The organism is Qipengyuania nanhaisediminis (genome assembly GCF_045862805.1).
Classification (GTDB): Bacteria; Pseudomonadota; Alphaproteobacteria; order Sphingomonadales; family Sphingomonadaceae; genus Erythrobacter; species Erythrobacter nanhaisediminis_A.
Genome location: NZ_AP025760.1, coordinates 2511603 through 2526576 on the forward strand (window position 1 = coordinate 2511603; position 14974 = coordinate 2526576).

The following is a 14974-nucleotide window of genomic DNA, read 5'->3' on the forward strand; positions in this document are numbered from 1 at the left end:
GCCGGGTGCCAGGGGCATAGCCGGCAGATAACAAAACAACCGGTTCAGGGCCGAATGGGTCCCCAGGCCGGGTCCGAGGCGTCAACAGGAGTCGGTAGACGTCGTTCGTTGCGCCCCGTGAGATCGACCTGCCAGAGCGAGGAGCGCCCCGAATTGCGCTCGGTTCGGAAGAACTGGATGATCCGGCCATTGGGTGCCCAGGTCGGCGCTTCGTCCTGCCAGCCATTGGTCAGCACGCGCAGGCTTCCGCCCGACGGCGTCATCACCGCAATATTGAAATCGCCGGAAATGCGAGTGAAGGCGATCTGGTCGCCGCGCGGGCTCCATTCGGGCGTTGCGCACCGCCCGCCGAAAAAGCTGATCCGGCGCTGGTTCGAACCGTCGGCATTCATCACGTAGCATTGCTGGCTGCCCGAACGGTCGCTCTCGAAGACGATCTTCCGGCCATCGGGCGAGTATGATCCGCCGATATCGATCCCCGGCGTATCGGTCAGCCGCACGCTCTGTCCGCCGGTCACCGGCACGCGGTAGATGTCGGTATTGCCCGCGACAGCCATCGAATAGAGGATGTGGCGCCCGTCAGGCGACCAGCGCGGGGCGAGCGTGGGGTTGCGATTCTCGGTCACCAGCGTCTGGCGCCCTGAACCGATGTCATAGACATAGATGCGCGGGTTCCCATCGACATAGGACAGGTAGAGGATCTGCGAATAATCGGGCGAATAGCGCGGGGTGAGCGCTGTCGCGCTGCCGAGCGTCAGAAAGCGGTGGTTCGCTCCGTCGCTGTCCATCACCGCGAGCCTCTTGACGCGATTGTCCTTGGGCCCGGTCTCGGCGATATAGGCGATACGGCTGTCGAAGAACGGGTCTTCGCCGGTGAGCCGCGCATAGATGAGGTCCGAACACTTGTGCGCCGCACGGCGCCAGTCTGCCGGGCGCACCACCCAGCCCTCGCGGATGAGCTCGTCCTTCAGAACGACATCGTAGAGATAGCAGCCGACGACCAGGCGGTCGTCATCGCGGGCGCTGACATAGCCGTGAACCAGCATTTCCGCGCCGCGGCCCGACCAGTTGCCCCATGCAGGCGAGGTGATCTGCGCGAATGTGGGCGAAGGCAGGGCATCGGGGCCGACCGGCTGGAACAGCCCGTTATTGCGCAGGTTTGCGGTGATGACACGCGAAATCTCGCGCCCCAGCGCGGCCGTGCCGTCGGTGCTCGCTGGCGTCGCGCGGTCGCGATCGGTGGCAAAGGCGGGGATCGCGATGCCAAGGTCCTGCCAATCGCTTTCGTCGGTGGTCGAGCCGGTCAGCCCGCCCGCTTCTTCGCCGGCATCCTGCTGGAAAGCGGTCTCGACCTCGCCTCCGTCGCCGACGGGCTCGCCGTGATCGGTGTTCTGGGCGGCCAGCGGCGTGCTGATCAGCAGGGCCAGGGTCAAAGCGAAGATCGGTTTCATCGTCATAGCCTTCTATCAAATCTCCAGGCGGTGATGTTCTTCCACGCCTCGTAATATTCATCCGGCAGGTCGAAGGGCGCGGCCTGGCGCACCGCCCTGATCGCACGCTCGCAATGAAGCGGCGCCTGCGGACGGTTGGAATCGGTTACGCTCGAACGTTCGGTCCGGCATTGCGGCGAACCGGCAAGCGAGCCGTCCTCGTTAAGTCGCCAGGATACCACCGAAACCAGCAATTCGGCATCGACACCGATCGGCGCGGACCAATGCGGCTTCAACTGCCGGTTGATCGCCTGCTGGAGCGAAGCGCGTGCGCTGCGGCCGATCTGCGAGGCGGGGATGCGGGTCTCGTCCGTGATCGTCGAACCGCCCTGCCCTTCGAGGAAATTGTCGCCGATCCGGCCGCCGCCGCTTGTCTCGGCGCGCGTCGGTTCGGGGCGACGCCGCTCGCGCGTATCGGGCGGAGGGGTCTCGCGGCGCTCGGTGCGCGGCTCAGGTCGCGGTTCTGGGCGCGGCTGGGCCACGGGTTCGCGGCGTTCGGGTTCTACCCTCTCGACGGGCTCGTCAGCCAGCGTCGGAGCGATCGCTGCGCGGCTTTCGGGGACGAGTTCGGGCGCGGTCGCCTCCAGCCCCACCTCGGTTGCAAGGCTGACCGTGACCCGTTCGGGCACCGGCGGGCTGGAAGGCGCGACCAGCACTTGCAGCGCGATCACCGCGACAAGAAGAAGATGCAGCACGACAGCGACCGCAAGGCCGATCCTGTCTTCGCTACGAAATGCCTTCTCTCCCATGGTCCCTGCTCGTTATGGCGCGGTTACTGAACCGTCAGTGACCAGCGATATCGAGGTGAAGCCTGCGCGGCCAAGCTCGCCCATCACCGCCATCACCCGGCCATAATCGAGGCTGCGGTCACCGCGCAGGACGATCGCTGGCAGCCGGCCATCGCCGGTGCGTCCGATCGCTTCGAGTGCTTCGGGAAATGCGCCCGACGCGATCGCCTCGTTCTCGACATATATGCGTCCATCGGAAGCCACGCTGATCGTGATCTGTTCGGGCGCTTCCTCGACCGGGTTGGCGCGGCTTTCGGGCAATTCGATCGGCACGCCTACAGCCGGCAGCGTCACCGTGACCATAAAGATGATCAGCAGCACCAGCATGACATCGACCAAAGGCGTGACGTTGATTTCCGCCATCGCCGCGCGGCGGCCACGCCGCCCGCGCCGACCTGAAGCCGAATGGAGCCCCACTGCCATCAGGCGCGGTCCAGTTCACGGCTGAGACCGGCATGGACGCGGTCGGCGAACCGTTGCAGGCGCGCTTCGTAGCGGTTCACCCGGTCGGAAAAGCGGTTGTAGGCAATCACCGCGGGGATCGCGGCGAACAGGCCGATCGCGGTGGCGAACAGCGCCTCGGCAATCCCGGGCGCGACCACGGCAAGCGAAGCGGATTGCTGCGCACCGATCTGGAAAAAGCTGTTCATGATGCCCCAGACGGTGCCGAACAGTCCGACGAACGGCGCGACCGAGCCGGTGGTGGCAAGGAAATTGAGCTTGCCCGCAAGGTCATCGGCTTCCTCGGCAACCTGGCTTTCCATCGCCGAGGCGATGCGCTGGCGGGTGCCGTCGCGGTCTACCGGCTGGGCCTTGGTCGATTTGCGCCATTCATCGAGCCCCGCGCCCGCGACGCGCGCGGAGGGAACGTCGCGGCGGTGGCGCTTGGAGAGCACCTCTTCGCGGTCGCGCGATTCCCAGAAAGCCTCTTCATAGACCCGCGATTTCCTGCGCAGGCCGCCGATCCGCAGGCTGAACCCGACGATGATCGCCCAGCTCCAGATGCTGGCGAGAACAAGCCCGATCATCACCGCCTGGACGACAATATCGGCGTCGAGGAACAGTTCGAGCGGGTCGAGACGGGTTGCACCGATTCCGGTTGCCGCACCCTGGGCAGCAGCAGTGCTCAACAGTTCAAATGGCACGCGTCAGTTTTCCTCTTGTTCCATGAATTTCGCAAAGGCCGCGCGCCATTCGGCTGGCTGGCGGCGCGGCCTTCCATCGAGCGAGATAAAGCCCACGCGAAGGGAAGCCTCGCACAGGATTTCGGTTCCCCGCCTTGCAACCTGGTGCATCCGGCAGCTCGCCGCGCCCAGTTCGGTGCAGGTGGTCTCGATCACGACATCGTCGTCGAGCCGCGCGGGGCGCAGATATCTGAGGTGGATTTCGGAGACCGCATAGGCACCGCCGCCACCGCCGCTGCCGCCGGCCTCGATCGCGGCGCGCTGGTCGATGTCGAGCAGGCGCAGCAGGTCGGAGCGCGCGCGCTCGAACCAGCGCAGGTAATTGGCGTGATAGGTGATGCCCGAAAGATCGGTGTCCTCGTAATAGACGCGCACCGCATAAAGGTGCCGCGTGCCGTCGAGCACTCCGCCGGGAGGATTGGGTTCAACCATTGCCTGGGCCACCTAGCGCAGCGATGATTCGCTGCAAAGCCGCGATTGGCGCCGATTGCCTGAACGGCGGCGAAACGAAAGCTGCGCGCGACCGGTTCAGCGGTTTGCGATCATCGGGCCGAGCGGCTCGCCGCCGAAAATGTGGACATGGAGGTGCGGGACTTCCTGCCCGCCATGCGCGCCGATATTCGCCATCATCCGATACCCGGGTTCAACAAGCCCCTTGTCGCGCGCGACCTTGCCCACGGCGCGCACGAAACCGACAATTTCCTCCGCGCTTGCACGGGCAGAAAAATCGTCCCAGCTGACATAGCGCCCCTTGGGGATCACCAGCGTGTGCACCTCAGCCTGCGGATTGATGTCCTCGAATGCAAAGGCCCATTCATCCTCATGGACCTTGCTGCACGGGATCTCGCCGCGCAGGATTTTGGCGAAGATGTTGTCGTCATCATAGGGAAGCGTCGGGTCGATCGGCATCACTTGCTCCTTGCGGCCTTCTCATCAAGGCCCGAAAGCCCTTCGCGCGCGCTCAGTTCGCCCAGCACGTGGTCGAGCGAGACGCCCTTGGCATCGAGCATCACGAGCAGGTGGAAGAGAAGGTCCGCGGCCTCGCCGACCAGTTCCTCATTGCTGCCGGAAAGCGCGGCGATCACCGCCTCGGTCGCCTCTTCGCCGACCTTCTGCGCGATCTTGGGCAGGCCCTTGGCGTTGAGCCGGGCGACATAGCTTTCCTGCGGGGAGGCGTCACGGCGCGCGGAGATGGTTTTCTCCAGGCGCATGAGGATGTCGGCGTGCGTGTCCATGCGGGTGGCTCTCGCTCAAACGCCGCGCGCAGGCAAGCCCGCGGCGCGCAACGCTTCGTGGGCTTCGCTGATCGTGTGCTCGCCGAAATGGAAGATCGAGGCGGCGAGAACGGCGCTGGCATGGCCTTGTGTGACCCCGTCAACGAGGTGCTGAAGGCTGCCGACCCCGCCGCTCGCGATCACCGGCACGCTGACCGCATCGGCGATCGCGCGGGTCAATTCGAGGTCGTATCCGGCCTTTGTGCCGTCACCGTCCATACTTGTGACGAGCAATTCGCCCGCGCCGAGGTCTGCGACCTTCCGGGCATATTCGATGGCATCGATGCCGGTCGGCTTGCGCCCGCCATGGGTGAAAATCTCCCATTTGGGTGCGCCCTCGCCGGTGGTCGGCACCACGCGGCGCGCATCGACACTGGCGACGATGCACTGGCTGCCGAATCTCGCTGCGATCTCGGCGACGAGTTCGGGCCGAGCGACCGCGGCAGAATTGACCGCGACCTTGTCCGCGCCTGCCAGCAAGAGCGCGCGCGCATCCTCGACCGAGCGCACCCCGCCGCCGACGGTCAGCGGCATGAAGCAGACTTGCGCCGTGCGCCTGACGATGTCGAGCATCGTGCCCCGCCCTTCGTGGGTTGCCGAGATATCGAGAAAACACAATTCGTCGGCGCCCGCCTCGTCATAGGCGCGCGCCTGTTCGACCGGGTCGCCTGCATCCTTTAGATCGACGAAATTGACGCCTTTCACCACGCGCCCGTCAGCCACGTCGAGGCAGGGGATGACGCGGATGCGGACAGTCACGCCCGCGCCCCCATCGCGATCGCCGCTGCCAGGTCCAGCTTGCCCTCGTAGAGCGCGCGGCCGGTGATGACGCCCTCGATCCCGTTATGCGCCTGGAGCGCGAGAATGTGGATGTCGTCCAATCCCTTGACCCCGCCGCTCGCGATCACGGGGATATCGACGCGCTGGGCAAGGTCGACCGTGGCCTCGATATTGACGCCCTTGAGCAGACCGTCGCGGCCGATATCGGTGAACAATAATGAGGCAACGCCCGCATCCTCGAACCGGCGGGCAAGATCGACCACTGGCACGTCCGACACCTCCGCCCAGCCCTCGGTCGCGACCATTCCGTCCTTCGCGTCCACCGCGACGACAATGCCGCCTTCCCATTCGCGCGCCATGTCCTTCACGAATTCGGGGTTCTTGAGTGCAGCCGATCCCATCACGACCCGCGCGACGCCGAGGTTGAACCAGTCCTCCACCGCCTTGGCATCGCGGATCCCGCCGCCGAGCTGCACGTAGCCTGGAAAGCTCTCGATGATCGCCTTGACCGCTTGCGCGTTGCGGCCCTCGCCTGCGAAGCTGCCGTCGAGATCGACCACGTGGAGATGCTCGGCCCCCGCCTCTGCAAAGAGCATGGCCTGCGCTGACGGATCGTCGCCATAGGTGGTGGCGCGGGACATGTCGCCTTCGGCAAGCCGGACGACATCGCCGCCCTTCAGATCGATCGCGGGAAAGACGATCATGGTCTCCACTCCAGAAATCGTGCGAGGGTTGCCAGACCATAGGCCTGGCTCTTCTCGGGATGAAATTGCAGGCCGCAGATATTGCCGCGCGCGACCGCTGCGACCAGCCCTTCGCCGTGATCGGTGAGCGCCGCGACATGGTGCGGGTCCTCGACAACGAAATGATAGGAATGGAGGAAATAGGCCTCGCCAGGCTCGATCACCTGGTGGCCGCGCGCATGGGGCATCACCGCGACCGCGTTCCAGCCCATGTGCGGCACCTTAATCTGGGGGTCGTGCGGTTGGATGAGCCGCACTTCGCCAGGAATCCACCCCAGCCCCCTGGTCTCGCCATGTTCAAGGCCGCGCGTGGCGAGCAATTGCATCCCTACGCAGATGCCGAGAAAGGGCGCGCCGCCCATTTCGACCCGTTCACGCAGGGCCTCGACCATCCCGGGAACCGCGCGAAGCCCTTGCGAACACGCCTTGAAACTGCCGACACCGGGAAGCACGATCCGGTCGGCGGCGCGCACGGCATCGGGATCAGCGGTGACGGTGACGCTGGCACCTACCGCCTTCAACGCATTGCGAACCGATTGGAGATTGCCCGCGCCGTAATCGACAAGCGCGACCCTATCACCCACCGAGCTGCCCCTTGGTGGACGGGATCGCCCCACCCTTTCGCGGGTCGCGTTCGACCGCGATCCGCATGGCGCGCGCAAATCCCTTGAACAGCGATTCGCAGATATGGTGATTGTTAGTGCCGTAAAGCAGTTCGCAATGGAGCGTGAGGCCCGCCGACTGGCTGACCGAATGGAACCAGTGCTCGATCAGTTCGGTGTCCCATTCGCCGAGCTTTTCCTGGCTGAAGCCGGCTTTCCACACCAGATAGGGCCGGCCCGAAATGTCGAGCGCGACCCGGCTCAGCGTTTCGTCCATCGGAGAATAGGCGCTGCCATACCGGCCGATCCCGGCCTTGTCGCCGAGCGCGTTGGCCAGGGCCTGTCCCAGCGCGATCGCCGAATCCTCGGTGGTGTGGTGCTGGTCGACATGCAGGTCGCCCTCGACCTTCATCGTGACATCGATCAGCGAGTGCTTGGAAAACTGTTCGACCATGTGATCGAGAAAGCCGATCCCGGTCGACACCTCGTAAGCGCCCGTCCCGTCGAGATTGACAGCGATCGCGATGCTGGTCTCTGCGGTCTTGCGCTCCACGCTTCCGGTTCTGGCGGTCTGGGTCATGACACGCGGCTATAAGCGCGCCCGCGCACGGTGCAAGCGCATAGGCCCGAAGGATTTGTTGCATCGCACACAAGTCTGGCTATCGGTGCATGAAATGCTTGACCCGGGCGGCCTGCGCGGCCACGAATCCGACCGATATGACTGATGACACGCCCGACAGCCTGATCCCCTATGATGAGATCGTGCAGGAAGCCCTGCGCGCCGTGGTCGGACGCGTTCTGGGCGAGATCGAACGCGGCGGCAGCGAACTTCCCGGCAACCATCATTTCTACATCACGTTCAAGACCGGCGCGCAGGGCGTGTCGATCCCCGCGCATCTCAAGGAACGCTTTCCCGACGAGATGACCATCGTGCTTCAGAACAAGTTCTGGGATCTCGACGTACGCGAGGACGGGTTCAGCGTCGGGCTTTCCTTTAACCAGATCCCGGCCAAGCTCGACGTGCCCTATGCCGCGATCACCGCCTTCGTCGACCCGGCAGTCGATTTCGGCCTGCAATTTCAGGCTTCTGCCAGCGAACTCGCTCCCGAAGAGCACGAGGACGCGGAAAACGACGCCGAGAACCAGGGCGCTGCGGGCGATAGCGCCAGCGATGACGGCTCCAATGTCGTGACGGTCGATTTCGGCCGCAAGAAATAGCGCGCGGTCCGCGCCCCTTGCCGGAGCCAATCGCGCGCTTGTGCGTTGAAGGGGCGATATGACCACTGACCACACAGACACAGACCCGGCCGGGATCGAGGACGACAAGTTTGCCGAAATGCTCGCCGAGCCCGACCCCGGGCAGACGAGCAAGACTTCGCTGATCGCGCCAAGCCCCAATCCGGCGACCAACATGCTGATCGTAGACGTGCTGACGCGCGGGATCGGGATGATGATGCGGCGCAAGCTCGAACACCGCGTGGTCGCGCAAAGCACGGGCGACGAGGTCGAGGCCGAGGAACTGGTCGATTCGAAATCCCTGCTTTCCTCGCTCGCGCTTTACGGGGTCAGCCGGCTCGCGGTGAAATCGCCGGTCGGGCTCGGCGTGGTGGCAACAGGGCTCGTGCTCAAGACGCTCTACGATCGCGGGGCCGCGCGCAAGCGCCGCAGGCGAAAGCTGCTCTAGGCACCCGAACCATCACGGCCCTTGATTTCGTCCCCGCAATTGCGGCAACGGGACCTATGGGCGATCCGACCGAAACCACTCCATCCGACAAGCTCCACCGCAGGGGCCTCCTGTTCATCCTGTCATCGCCATCGGGCGCGGGCAAGACGACCCTGTCGCGCAAATTGCTCGAACGCGATCCCGAAATCCGCCTTTCGGTCTCGGCCACGACCCGTCCCCCGCGCCCGGGCGAGGAAGACGGCGTGCATTATCACTTCGTCTCCGATGATGATTTCGACCGGATGGTCGAGGAAGACGATTTCTACGAGTGGGCGCATGTCTTCGGCTATCGCTACGGCACGCCCAAGGGCCATATCCGTGAGGGGCTCAAGAACGGACAGGATTACCTGTTCGACATCGACTGGCAGGGCACCCAGCAATTGAAGCAGAAGGACGACCAGGACGTCGTCACCGTCTTCGTGCTCCCGCCGAGCCTTGGGGAACTGCGTCGCAGGCTCGAAGCGCGCGCGCAGGACAGCGCCGAGGTGATCGACAGCCGGATGGAACGTGCGAGGGCCGAAATCAGCCACTGGGCCGAATACGACTATGTCGTGATCAATGACGATGTCGACGAATGTTTCGACCGCGTGTGCGAAGTGCTCGATGCCGAACGGATGCGCCGCACTCGGCAGACGGGTCTCATTCCCTTTGTTCGCGAACTGATGGGCGGTTAGTCGCCTCCGAGGCGAAATTCCTCGTCGACATGACGAAACTCGCGCGGGCCGAGGATCAGTTCGTGCGCGATCCTGACCGAGTGGATCGCCGCCTCGATCTCGCGCCGCCAGTAATCGAGGAACTTGAACAGAAGCGGGTAATCGGGCGCCTCGTCGTAATCCTGCCAGACGAATTGCTGGATCAGCGAGGGATAGTCAGGGAAATAATAGAAGATTTCCGCCGTCAGCAGCCCTTCGCCGCGCAATTGTCTTTCAAAATCTGCATCTGCCATAGGCGTTTCAATCCCTCCAACGCTGCAATAGCAGGCAGAATCTGTCAAAACGCTTAAAAGCCGTCAACGGCAAGGCCCTGATAAAAATGGGGAAACTGGCACTCTCGCGCAGAGAGTGCCAGCCGAAGGGTCAGTCGTCCCAGCGATCCTCCCGACGCTCGCGCCGTTCCTCGGCGCGCTCGCGGCGGTATTCGCGCGCGTCCTTGCGAAGCTCGCGCTCGAGCTTGGCAAACTTCTCGTCGCACTTGTCGATCGCCTCGTAATATTTGGACCGGCTGTCAGCCTCGCGAAGTTTCTTCGCGCACTCGCGCTCAAGCTTCCAGCGGTCTTCGTAATATTCCTCAAGGTAATCGTCGTCGGCAATGGCAGGCGTTGCGGCGAATGCCAGTCCGGCTGCGGCAAGGCCAAAGGCTGCGGTTTTCATCAGTCGGTCTCCGGGTAATGCGTGGTCGCTCGCGAAAAAGCGCCAGGCCCGATGAACCGTGGTTGAAGTCGTCGTTGGAATCCGCGGCGCGCGCGGCGAACCGTCAGCTTCCCGAAGGATCGACGAAATTGCCCGCGCCGATATTGGCATTGACCACCCCGCCATCGATCGGAATCGTCGTGCCGACCACGTAGTCGCCCGCGCGGCTGAGCAGGTAGATCGCGCCGGCTGCCATGTCCTCGGTCACCCCGACCCGGCGCGAGGGGATACCGCGTTCGACCAGCTCGGCATTGTCGCGCGCAGCGCGGTTCATCGCGCTCGGAAACGCGCCCGGGCCGATCCCGTTGACGATGATGTTGTGCCCGACGAGTTCTGCCGCCATCCGCCGGGTGAGGTGGATGAGCCCGGCCTTCGACGCCTGATAGGGATAGGTCGGCCAGGGGTTCGATTTCATCCCGTCAATGCTGGCGATCATCAGCACCTTGGCGGGACGTTCCTTCGTCCCTGCCGCCTTGAGCAGCGGGAACAGTTTCTGGGTGAGGAAGAACGGGGTCTTGACGTTCAAATCCATCGTCCGGTCCCACCCGGCCTCGGTGAACTTCTCGAACGGTTCGCCCCAGGCAGCGCCGGCATTGTTGACGAGCAGGTCGAGCTTGTCCTCGCGCGCGGCGAGATCGTCGGCGAGTTGCTGGATGCCGTCCATCTGGCTGAGATCGCCGACCAGGCCGATCACCTTGTCGCCCAGTTCGGCGCTGGTCTCGTCGACCTGCTCCTTCTTGCGCGCGACAATATAGACCCGCGCGCAACCCGCTTCGAGCAGACCCTCGACGATCATCTTGCCGATCCCGCGGCTGCCGCCGGTCACCAGCGCGACCCGGCCCTCGAGCCCGAAAAGTTCGTTCAGCTTCATCATCGTCATGGGTGTCCTTCTCAATAACCGCTCAGTTCGGCGACGCGTCCGGCGTGGTAATAGGCATCGCCGAGAAATTCCTGCAAGGCGCGGTCGCGCTTCATGTAGAGGCCGATATCGTATTCGTCGGTCATCCCGATCCCGCCATGCATCTGCACGCCTTCGCGCACCGCGAGGCCCGCAGCGCGCGCGACCTTGGCCTTGGCGACCGAGGTCATCAATTCGGCGCTCTCGGCGCCTTCGTCGAGCAATTGCTGGGCCTTGATCGTGACCGCGCGCGCGGTTTCGACTTCGGAGTAAAGGTGGGCTGCCCGGTGCTGGAGCGCCTGGAATTCGCCGATCAGCTTGCCGAACTGCTTGCGCTGTTTGAGATAGTCGACCGTCATGTCCATCGCCCCGCTGGCAACGCCCACGCCTTCGGCCGCTGCGCCAACGCGCCCGGCGCGCAGCATGGCGTTGAGGATGGCGCGCCCGCCATCGACCTCCCCGATAACGGCATCGCCGTCGAGCTCGGTGCCCTCGAAACTGATATGCGAGGCGACCGAGCTATCGACCAGTCGGACCGGGTCCTGTTTCATGTTGGCCGCGTCCTTGGGCACCGCGAACAGGGTGATGCCGTCCTCGTCGTCATCCGCCCCGCTGGTGCGCGCGGCGACCACGAGCATGTCCGCGCTCGCCCCCTGGATCACGAAGCTCTTCGTCCCCGACAGCTTGAAGCCATTGCCCGACCGCTCGGCGCGGGTGGTGATGCGCTGCGGACGATGCTTCGCGGTCTCGTCCACCGCGACGGCAAATACGCTCTCGCCCGAGATAAGCCCGGGAAGATAGCGGCCCTTCACATCGCTTCCGCCATGCTTGAGCGCGGTCGCCGCAAGCACGGCGGAGGTGAGGAACGGGGACGGGGTGAGGTTGCGCCCGATCTCTTCGAGCACGATGCCCGCCTCGACATGGCCCATGCCCATCCCGCCATCATCCTCGTCGACGAGAATGCCGGTGAAACCCATTTCGGCAAACTGTTTCCACAGCGCGTGGCCAAACCCGTCTGGACAATCGCGATCGCGCCAGTGGCGCAACTGCTTGGCGATATTGCCTTCATCGGCCAGAAAGCCGCGCGCGGTGTCGGCCAGCATCGCCTGGTCGTCGTCGTGGTAAAGCGGCATCGATCAGCCTCCGGGAAGTTCGAGAATGCGTTTGGAAATGACGTTGAGCATGACTTCGGACGTGCCACCCTCGATCGAATTCGCCTTGGTGCGCAGCCAGTTGCGCGACGGCTTGCCGCCGCTGGTCTGATCGCTGTCCCATTCGAGGCTGCGCGATCCGCCCGCGCTCATCATCAGTTCGTGGCGACGCTTGTTCAGTTCGGTGCCGACATATTTCATCATGTTGGGCTGCGCGGGATGCCCCTTGCCCGCTTTCATCTCGTCCATGAACTTCTCGCTCATCGCGGTGAAGGCGAGCGCGTCGACATCGAACATCGCGAGCTCGGCGCGCAGCACCGGGTCGAGTTGGTCGCCGGTTCTGGCAGCATGGCGCTTCATCGCCGCGCCGATCGCCGCGGTGCGTTCGCCGCCGCCCATGCCGGAAATCATCTCGCGCTCGTGGCCGAGCAGATACTTGGCGACGTCCCAGCCGCGATTGACCTCGCCGACATGCGCCGGGCAGTCCTCGCCATAGCTCTTGGGCACCGCGACATTGTCCATGAAGGTCTCGCAGAACGGGCTGTTGCCGCTGATCAGCAGGATCGGCTTGGTCGAGACGCCCTCGCTCGCCATGTCGAACAGCATGAAGGTGATGCCTCGATACTTGTCGTTCTTGTCCGTGCGAACGAGGCAGAAGATCCAGTCGGCCTTGTCGGCATAGGAGGTCCAGATCTTCTGGCCGTTGACGACCCAGTGGTCGCCCTTGTCCTCGCCAAAGGTCTGCATCGAGACGAGGTCAGAGCCGCTGCCAGGCTCGCTATAGCCCTGGCACCAGCGAATTTCGCCGCGCGCGATCTCGTTGAGAAAACGCTGCTTCTGCCCCTCGGTCCCGAATTGAAGCAGCGCCGGGCCGAGCATCCAGATGCCGAACGAGGACAGTGGCGGGCGGGCGCCGATGCGCGCCATTTCCTGGCGCAGGATCTTGGCCTCGGCCGCGGAAAGCCCGGCCCCGCCATATTCCTTGGGCCAGCTGGGCACGGTGTAACCCTTGTCGCGCGCGGCTTCGAACCAGGCCTTCTGGGCGTCGTTTTTGAAGCTCGCAGAGCGGCCGCCCCAATAGACATCGTCATCATCGCGCACAGGTTTGCGCATTTCGGGCGGACAATTCGCCTCGAGCCAACGCTGCGTTTCTTCCCGAAATTTCTCCAGATCGGACATCGTGCCGACTCCTCTGCAACAGGTCCCGTTTGACGCTGACGTTAACGTGCTTTGCCACGGCGCCGCAAGCGCGCTCGCCCCTTCCCGCAATGCCGTAGCGTCAGCGCCGAGAGCGTTGACGCGGGCCGCCTGACCTCTAGGGTCTTGGATCTTCGGGGAGAGCCGACAAATGACCAGATTCGCGCCAGTTTCACGCGCCGGAGACGCCAGCCGATGGGCCTGATCCGTGGCGAGCTGCCGATGCGTTTCAAGCTGATCCACGGCTTTGGCGCGGTCGCATTCGGGGTCAAGGATGGCGGCTTCCTGTTCTTCCTGCTGTTCTATTACAGCCAGGTCCTGGGCATGGATGCAGGGCTGGTCGGCCTCATCCTGCTTCTCGCGCTGGTGATCGATGCCTTTGTCGATCCGATCATCGGCTATCTGTCCGACCGCACTTACACGCGTTGGGGCAGGCGGCTGCCTTGGCTCTATATCGCGCCGATCCCGCTGGCTTTCGTCTGGGTATTGCTGTGGTCGCCGCCCGGGGGTGAAGCGCCCGGCGCGCTCGGCCTGCTGGCGATCATGGTCGGGGTGCGGATCCTGCTGTCGGCCTGCGAGGTTCCCTCGGTCAGCCTCGTGCCCGAGATTACCTCGGACTATCACGAGCGCACCACATTGTTCCGCTACCGCTACCTGTCGGGCTGGATGGGCGGGATCATGATGATGATCCTCGCATACACCGTGTTCATGCCAGGGGAAAACGGGCTGCTGACGCAGGACGGCTATGCCGAGTTCGGCATGTTCGGCGCGGCGGTCATGGCGATCGCGGTGCTCGGTTCGGCCATAGGCCAGCACGCCATTGTCGCCAAGCTGCCTGAAACTCGCCCTGCCCCGTTCAATCTGAAAGAAGCCTTTGGCGAGATTTTCGAGGCTTTCAGCGAAAAGGCGTTCCTGGTGTTCGCGGTGGGCGGGCTTGCCGCCTATATCAGCCAGGGGATGACGTTCTCGATCTCGAACTATCTCAACATCTATGTCTGGCAGCTCGACCGGGTCAGCTTCAGCTGGGGGCCGGAATGGTTAAACGGGCTGACCGCATACCCAATCATCCTGGGCATCTCGATCATCGGCATGTTCGTGCTTGTGGGACCGATGCACGCCCGTTTCGGCAAGCCAAAGAGCGCGGCTGTCAGCGCGATCATCGCGCTGGTCCTCGCCATCATTCCCTATGCGCTGTTCCTGATCGGCTGGTGGCCGCAGGTCACAAGCCTGTCGTCGACCGCGCTCTATTTCGCCTTCGTGATCTTTGCCAACATGTTTGGAGTGGTCGTGATGATCTCGGCATCCTCGATGGTCGCCGAGATCGTCGAGGCCTTCGAGGAACGCACTGGCAGGCGCGCCGAGGGATCGTTCTACTCAGGCAATTGGCTGGTGCAGAAATGCGCGACCGGACTTGGCGCGGCGCTGACCGGGCAGATCATCGGATTCTCGCAGCTCGAACAGGGCGCGGATCCGGGCAATGTGCCCATGAGCGTGCTTGCCACGATGATCATCACCTTCGCGGTGGCGACCACGGTGCTGGCGCTGCTTGCCGCGTTCTGGCTCGGCCGGTTCCCGATCACCCGCGAAGAGCACGAGGCGCGGGTCGAGCGGCGCGATGCGGCACTCGCGGCAAAGGCGCACAATCCCGGTCTCAGCTGACCGGCGAGCGCAAATGAGCCCTTGGCGCGCCTCTTGCGCTCTGCCACGGTCGCGGCCAACAGATTCGATTGCATTT

The 14974-nt window shown here is 64.0% G+C and carries 20 protein-coding genes; 4 read left to right on the forward strand and 16 right to left on the reverse strand.

All coding sequences use genetic code 11. The features are described from left to right. Positions 1-44: 44 nt before the first annotated feature. The 11 genes from tolB to hisB all read right to left on the reverse strand — a co-directional run bounded on the left by tolB (position 45) and on the right by hisB (position 7441). Positions 45-1457, reverse strand: coding sequence for a Tol-Pal system beta propeller repeat protein TolB (tolB, locus tag ACKTSM_RS12155; protein WP_407874911.1), 1413 nt, complete (start codon positions 1455-1457; stop codon positions 45-47). Next, positions 1454-2239 (reverse strand): energy transducer TonB, encoded by a 786-nt coding sequence (locus tag ACKTSM_RS12160; RefSeq protein WP_407874912.1) that lies wholly within the window; start codon positions 2237-2239, stop codon positions 1454-1456. Before ACKTSM_RS12160 ends, tolB begins: the two co-directional genes overlap by 4 nt. A 12-nt stretch (positions 2240-2251) precedes the next feature. Next, the gene (locus tag ACKTSM_RS12165; protein WP_407874913.1) at positions 2252-2701 is read right to left on the reverse strand and encodes an ExbD/TolR family protein; all 450 of its coding nucleotides are present in this window, start codon (positions 2699-2701) and stop codon (positions 2252-2254) included. Then, a complete protein-coding gene (gene tolQ, locus ACKTSM_RS12170; RefSeq protein ID WP_407874914.1) occupies positions 2701-3423 on the reverse strand; it encodes a protein TolQ in 723 nt (240 codons plus the stop codon). The genes ACKTSM_RS12165 and tolQ overlap by 1 nt, the downstream gene beginning before the upstream one ends. Before the next feature lie 3 nt (positions 3424-3426). Then, entirely contained in the window at positions 3427-3894 is a 468-nt protein-coding gene (locus ACKTSM_RS12175; RefSeq protein ID WP_407874915.1) for a YbgC/FadM family acyl-CoA thioesterase, read from the reverse strand. A 96-nt stretch (positions 3895-3990) separates the two neighbouring features. Further along, positions 3991-4371: a histidine triad nucleotide-binding protein gene (locus ACKTSM_RS12180; protein WP_407874916.1), complete on the reverse strand. Its 381-nt coding sequence runs from the start codon at positions 4369-4371 to the stop codon at positions 3991-3993. Then, the gene (locus ACKTSM_RS12185) at positions 4371-4697 is read right to left on the reverse strand and encodes a phosphoribosyl-ATP diphosphatase (protein ID WP_407874917.1); all 327 of its coding nucleotides are present in this window, start codon (positions 4695-4697) and stop codon (positions 4371-4373) included. Before ACKTSM_RS12185 ends, ACKTSM_RS12180 begins: the two co-directional genes overlap by 1 nt. 15 nt (positions 4698-4712) lie before the next feature. After that, positions 4713-5495, reverse strand: coding sequence for an imidazole glycerol phosphate synthase subunit HisF (gene hisF / locus ACKTSM_RS12190; protein ID WP_407874918.1), 783 nt, complete (start codon positions 5493-5495; stop codon positions 4713-4715). Beyond that, a complete protein-coding gene (gene hisA / locus ACKTSM_RS12195; protein ID WP_407874919.1) occupies positions 5492-6220 on the reverse strand; it encodes a 1-(5-phosphoribosyl)-5-[(5-phosphoribosylamino)methylideneamino]imidazole-4-carboxamide isomerase in 729 nt (242 codons plus the stop codon). The genes hisF and hisA overlap by 4 nt, the downstream gene beginning before the upstream one ends. After that, positions 6217-6843: an imidazole glycerol phosphate synthase subunit HisH gene (gene hisH, locus ACKTSM_RS12200; protein WP_407874920.1), complete on the reverse strand. Its 627-nt coding sequence runs from the start codon at positions 6841-6843 to the stop codon at positions 6217-6219. The genes hisA and hisH overlap by 4 nt, the downstream gene beginning before the upstream one ends. Beyond that, positions 6836-7441 (reverse strand): imidazoleglycerol-phosphate dehydratase HisB, encoded by a 606-nt coding sequence (gene hisB / locus ACKTSM_RS12205; protein ID WP_407874921.1) that lies wholly within the window; start codon positions 7439-7441, stop codon positions 6836-6838. The genes hisH and hisB overlap by 8 nt, the downstream gene beginning before the upstream one ends. A gap of 137 nt (positions 7442-7578) precedes the next feature. Between hisB and ACKTSM_RS12210 the strand changes: the two genes are divergently transcribed. From ACKTSM_RS12210 to gmk, 3 genes are read left to right on the forward strand one after another with little or no spacing between them, the layout of a single operon-like run. Next, complete coding sequence (locus ACKTSM_RS12210; RefSeq protein ID WP_407874922.1) at positions 7579-8079, forward strand: SspB family protein; 501 nt, start codon at positions 7579-7581, stop codon at positions 8077-8079. Positions 8080-8137: 58 nt separating this feature from the next. After that, complete coding sequence (locus tag ACKTSM_RS12215; RefSeq protein ID WP_407874923.1) at positions 8138-8545, forward strand: hypothetical protein; 408 nt, start codon at positions 8138-8140, stop codon at positions 8543-8545. Between the two features lie 56 nt (positions 8546-8601). After that, the gene (gmk, locus tag ACKTSM_RS12220) at positions 8602-9258 is read left to right on the forward strand and encodes a guanylate kinase (protein WP_407874924.1); all 657 of its coding nucleotides are present in this window, start codon (positions 8602-8604) and stop codon (positions 9256-9258) included. Here the strand turns inward: gmk and ACKTSM_RS12225 are convergent. The 5 genes from ACKTSM_RS12225 to ACKTSM_RS12245 form a co-directional block, all read right to left on the reverse strand. Next, complete coding sequence (locus ACKTSM_RS12225) at positions 9255-9530, reverse strand: usg protein (RefSeq protein ID WP_407874925.1); 276 nt, start codon at positions 9528-9530, stop codon at positions 9255-9257. The two genes, gmk and ACKTSM_RS12225, sit on opposite strands and share 4 nt — an antisense overlap. Positions 9531-9660: 130 nt before the next feature. Continuing rightward, positions 9661-9954: a hypothetical protein gene (locus ACKTSM_RS12230; protein WP_407874926.1), complete on the reverse strand. Its 294-nt coding sequence runs from the start codon at positions 9952-9954 to the stop codon at positions 9661-9663. 103 nt (positions 9955-10057) lie between these two features. Then, positions 10058-10864 (reverse strand): SDR family NAD(P)-dependent oxidoreductase, encoded by an 807-nt coding sequence (locus ACKTSM_RS12235; RefSeq protein WP_407876369.1) that lies wholly within the window; start codon positions 10862-10864, stop codon positions 10058-10060. A gap of 20 nt (positions 10865-10884) precedes the next feature. After that, positions 10885-12024: an acyl-CoA dehydrogenase family protein gene (locus tag ACKTSM_RS12240; RefSeq protein ID WP_407874927.1), complete on the reverse strand. Its 1140-nt coding sequence runs from the start codon at positions 12022-12024 to the stop codon at positions 10885-10887. Positions 12025-12027: 3 nt separating this feature from the next. Next, entirely contained in the window at positions 12028-13221 is a 1194-nt protein-coding gene (locus ACKTSM_RS12245) for an acyl-CoA dehydrogenase family protein (protein WP_407874928.1), read from the reverse strand. 213 nt (positions 13222-13434) lie between these two features. On the opposite strand from ACKTSM_RS12245, the gene ACKTSM_RS12250 reads away from it, so the two are divergent. Further along, positions 13435-14898 (forward strand): MFS transporter, encoded by a 1464-nt coding sequence (locus ACKTSM_RS12250; RefSeq protein ID WP_407874929.1) that lies wholly within the window; start codon positions 13435-13437, stop codon positions 14896-14898. The last annotated feature ends 76 nt before the right edge of the window (positions 14899-14974 follow it).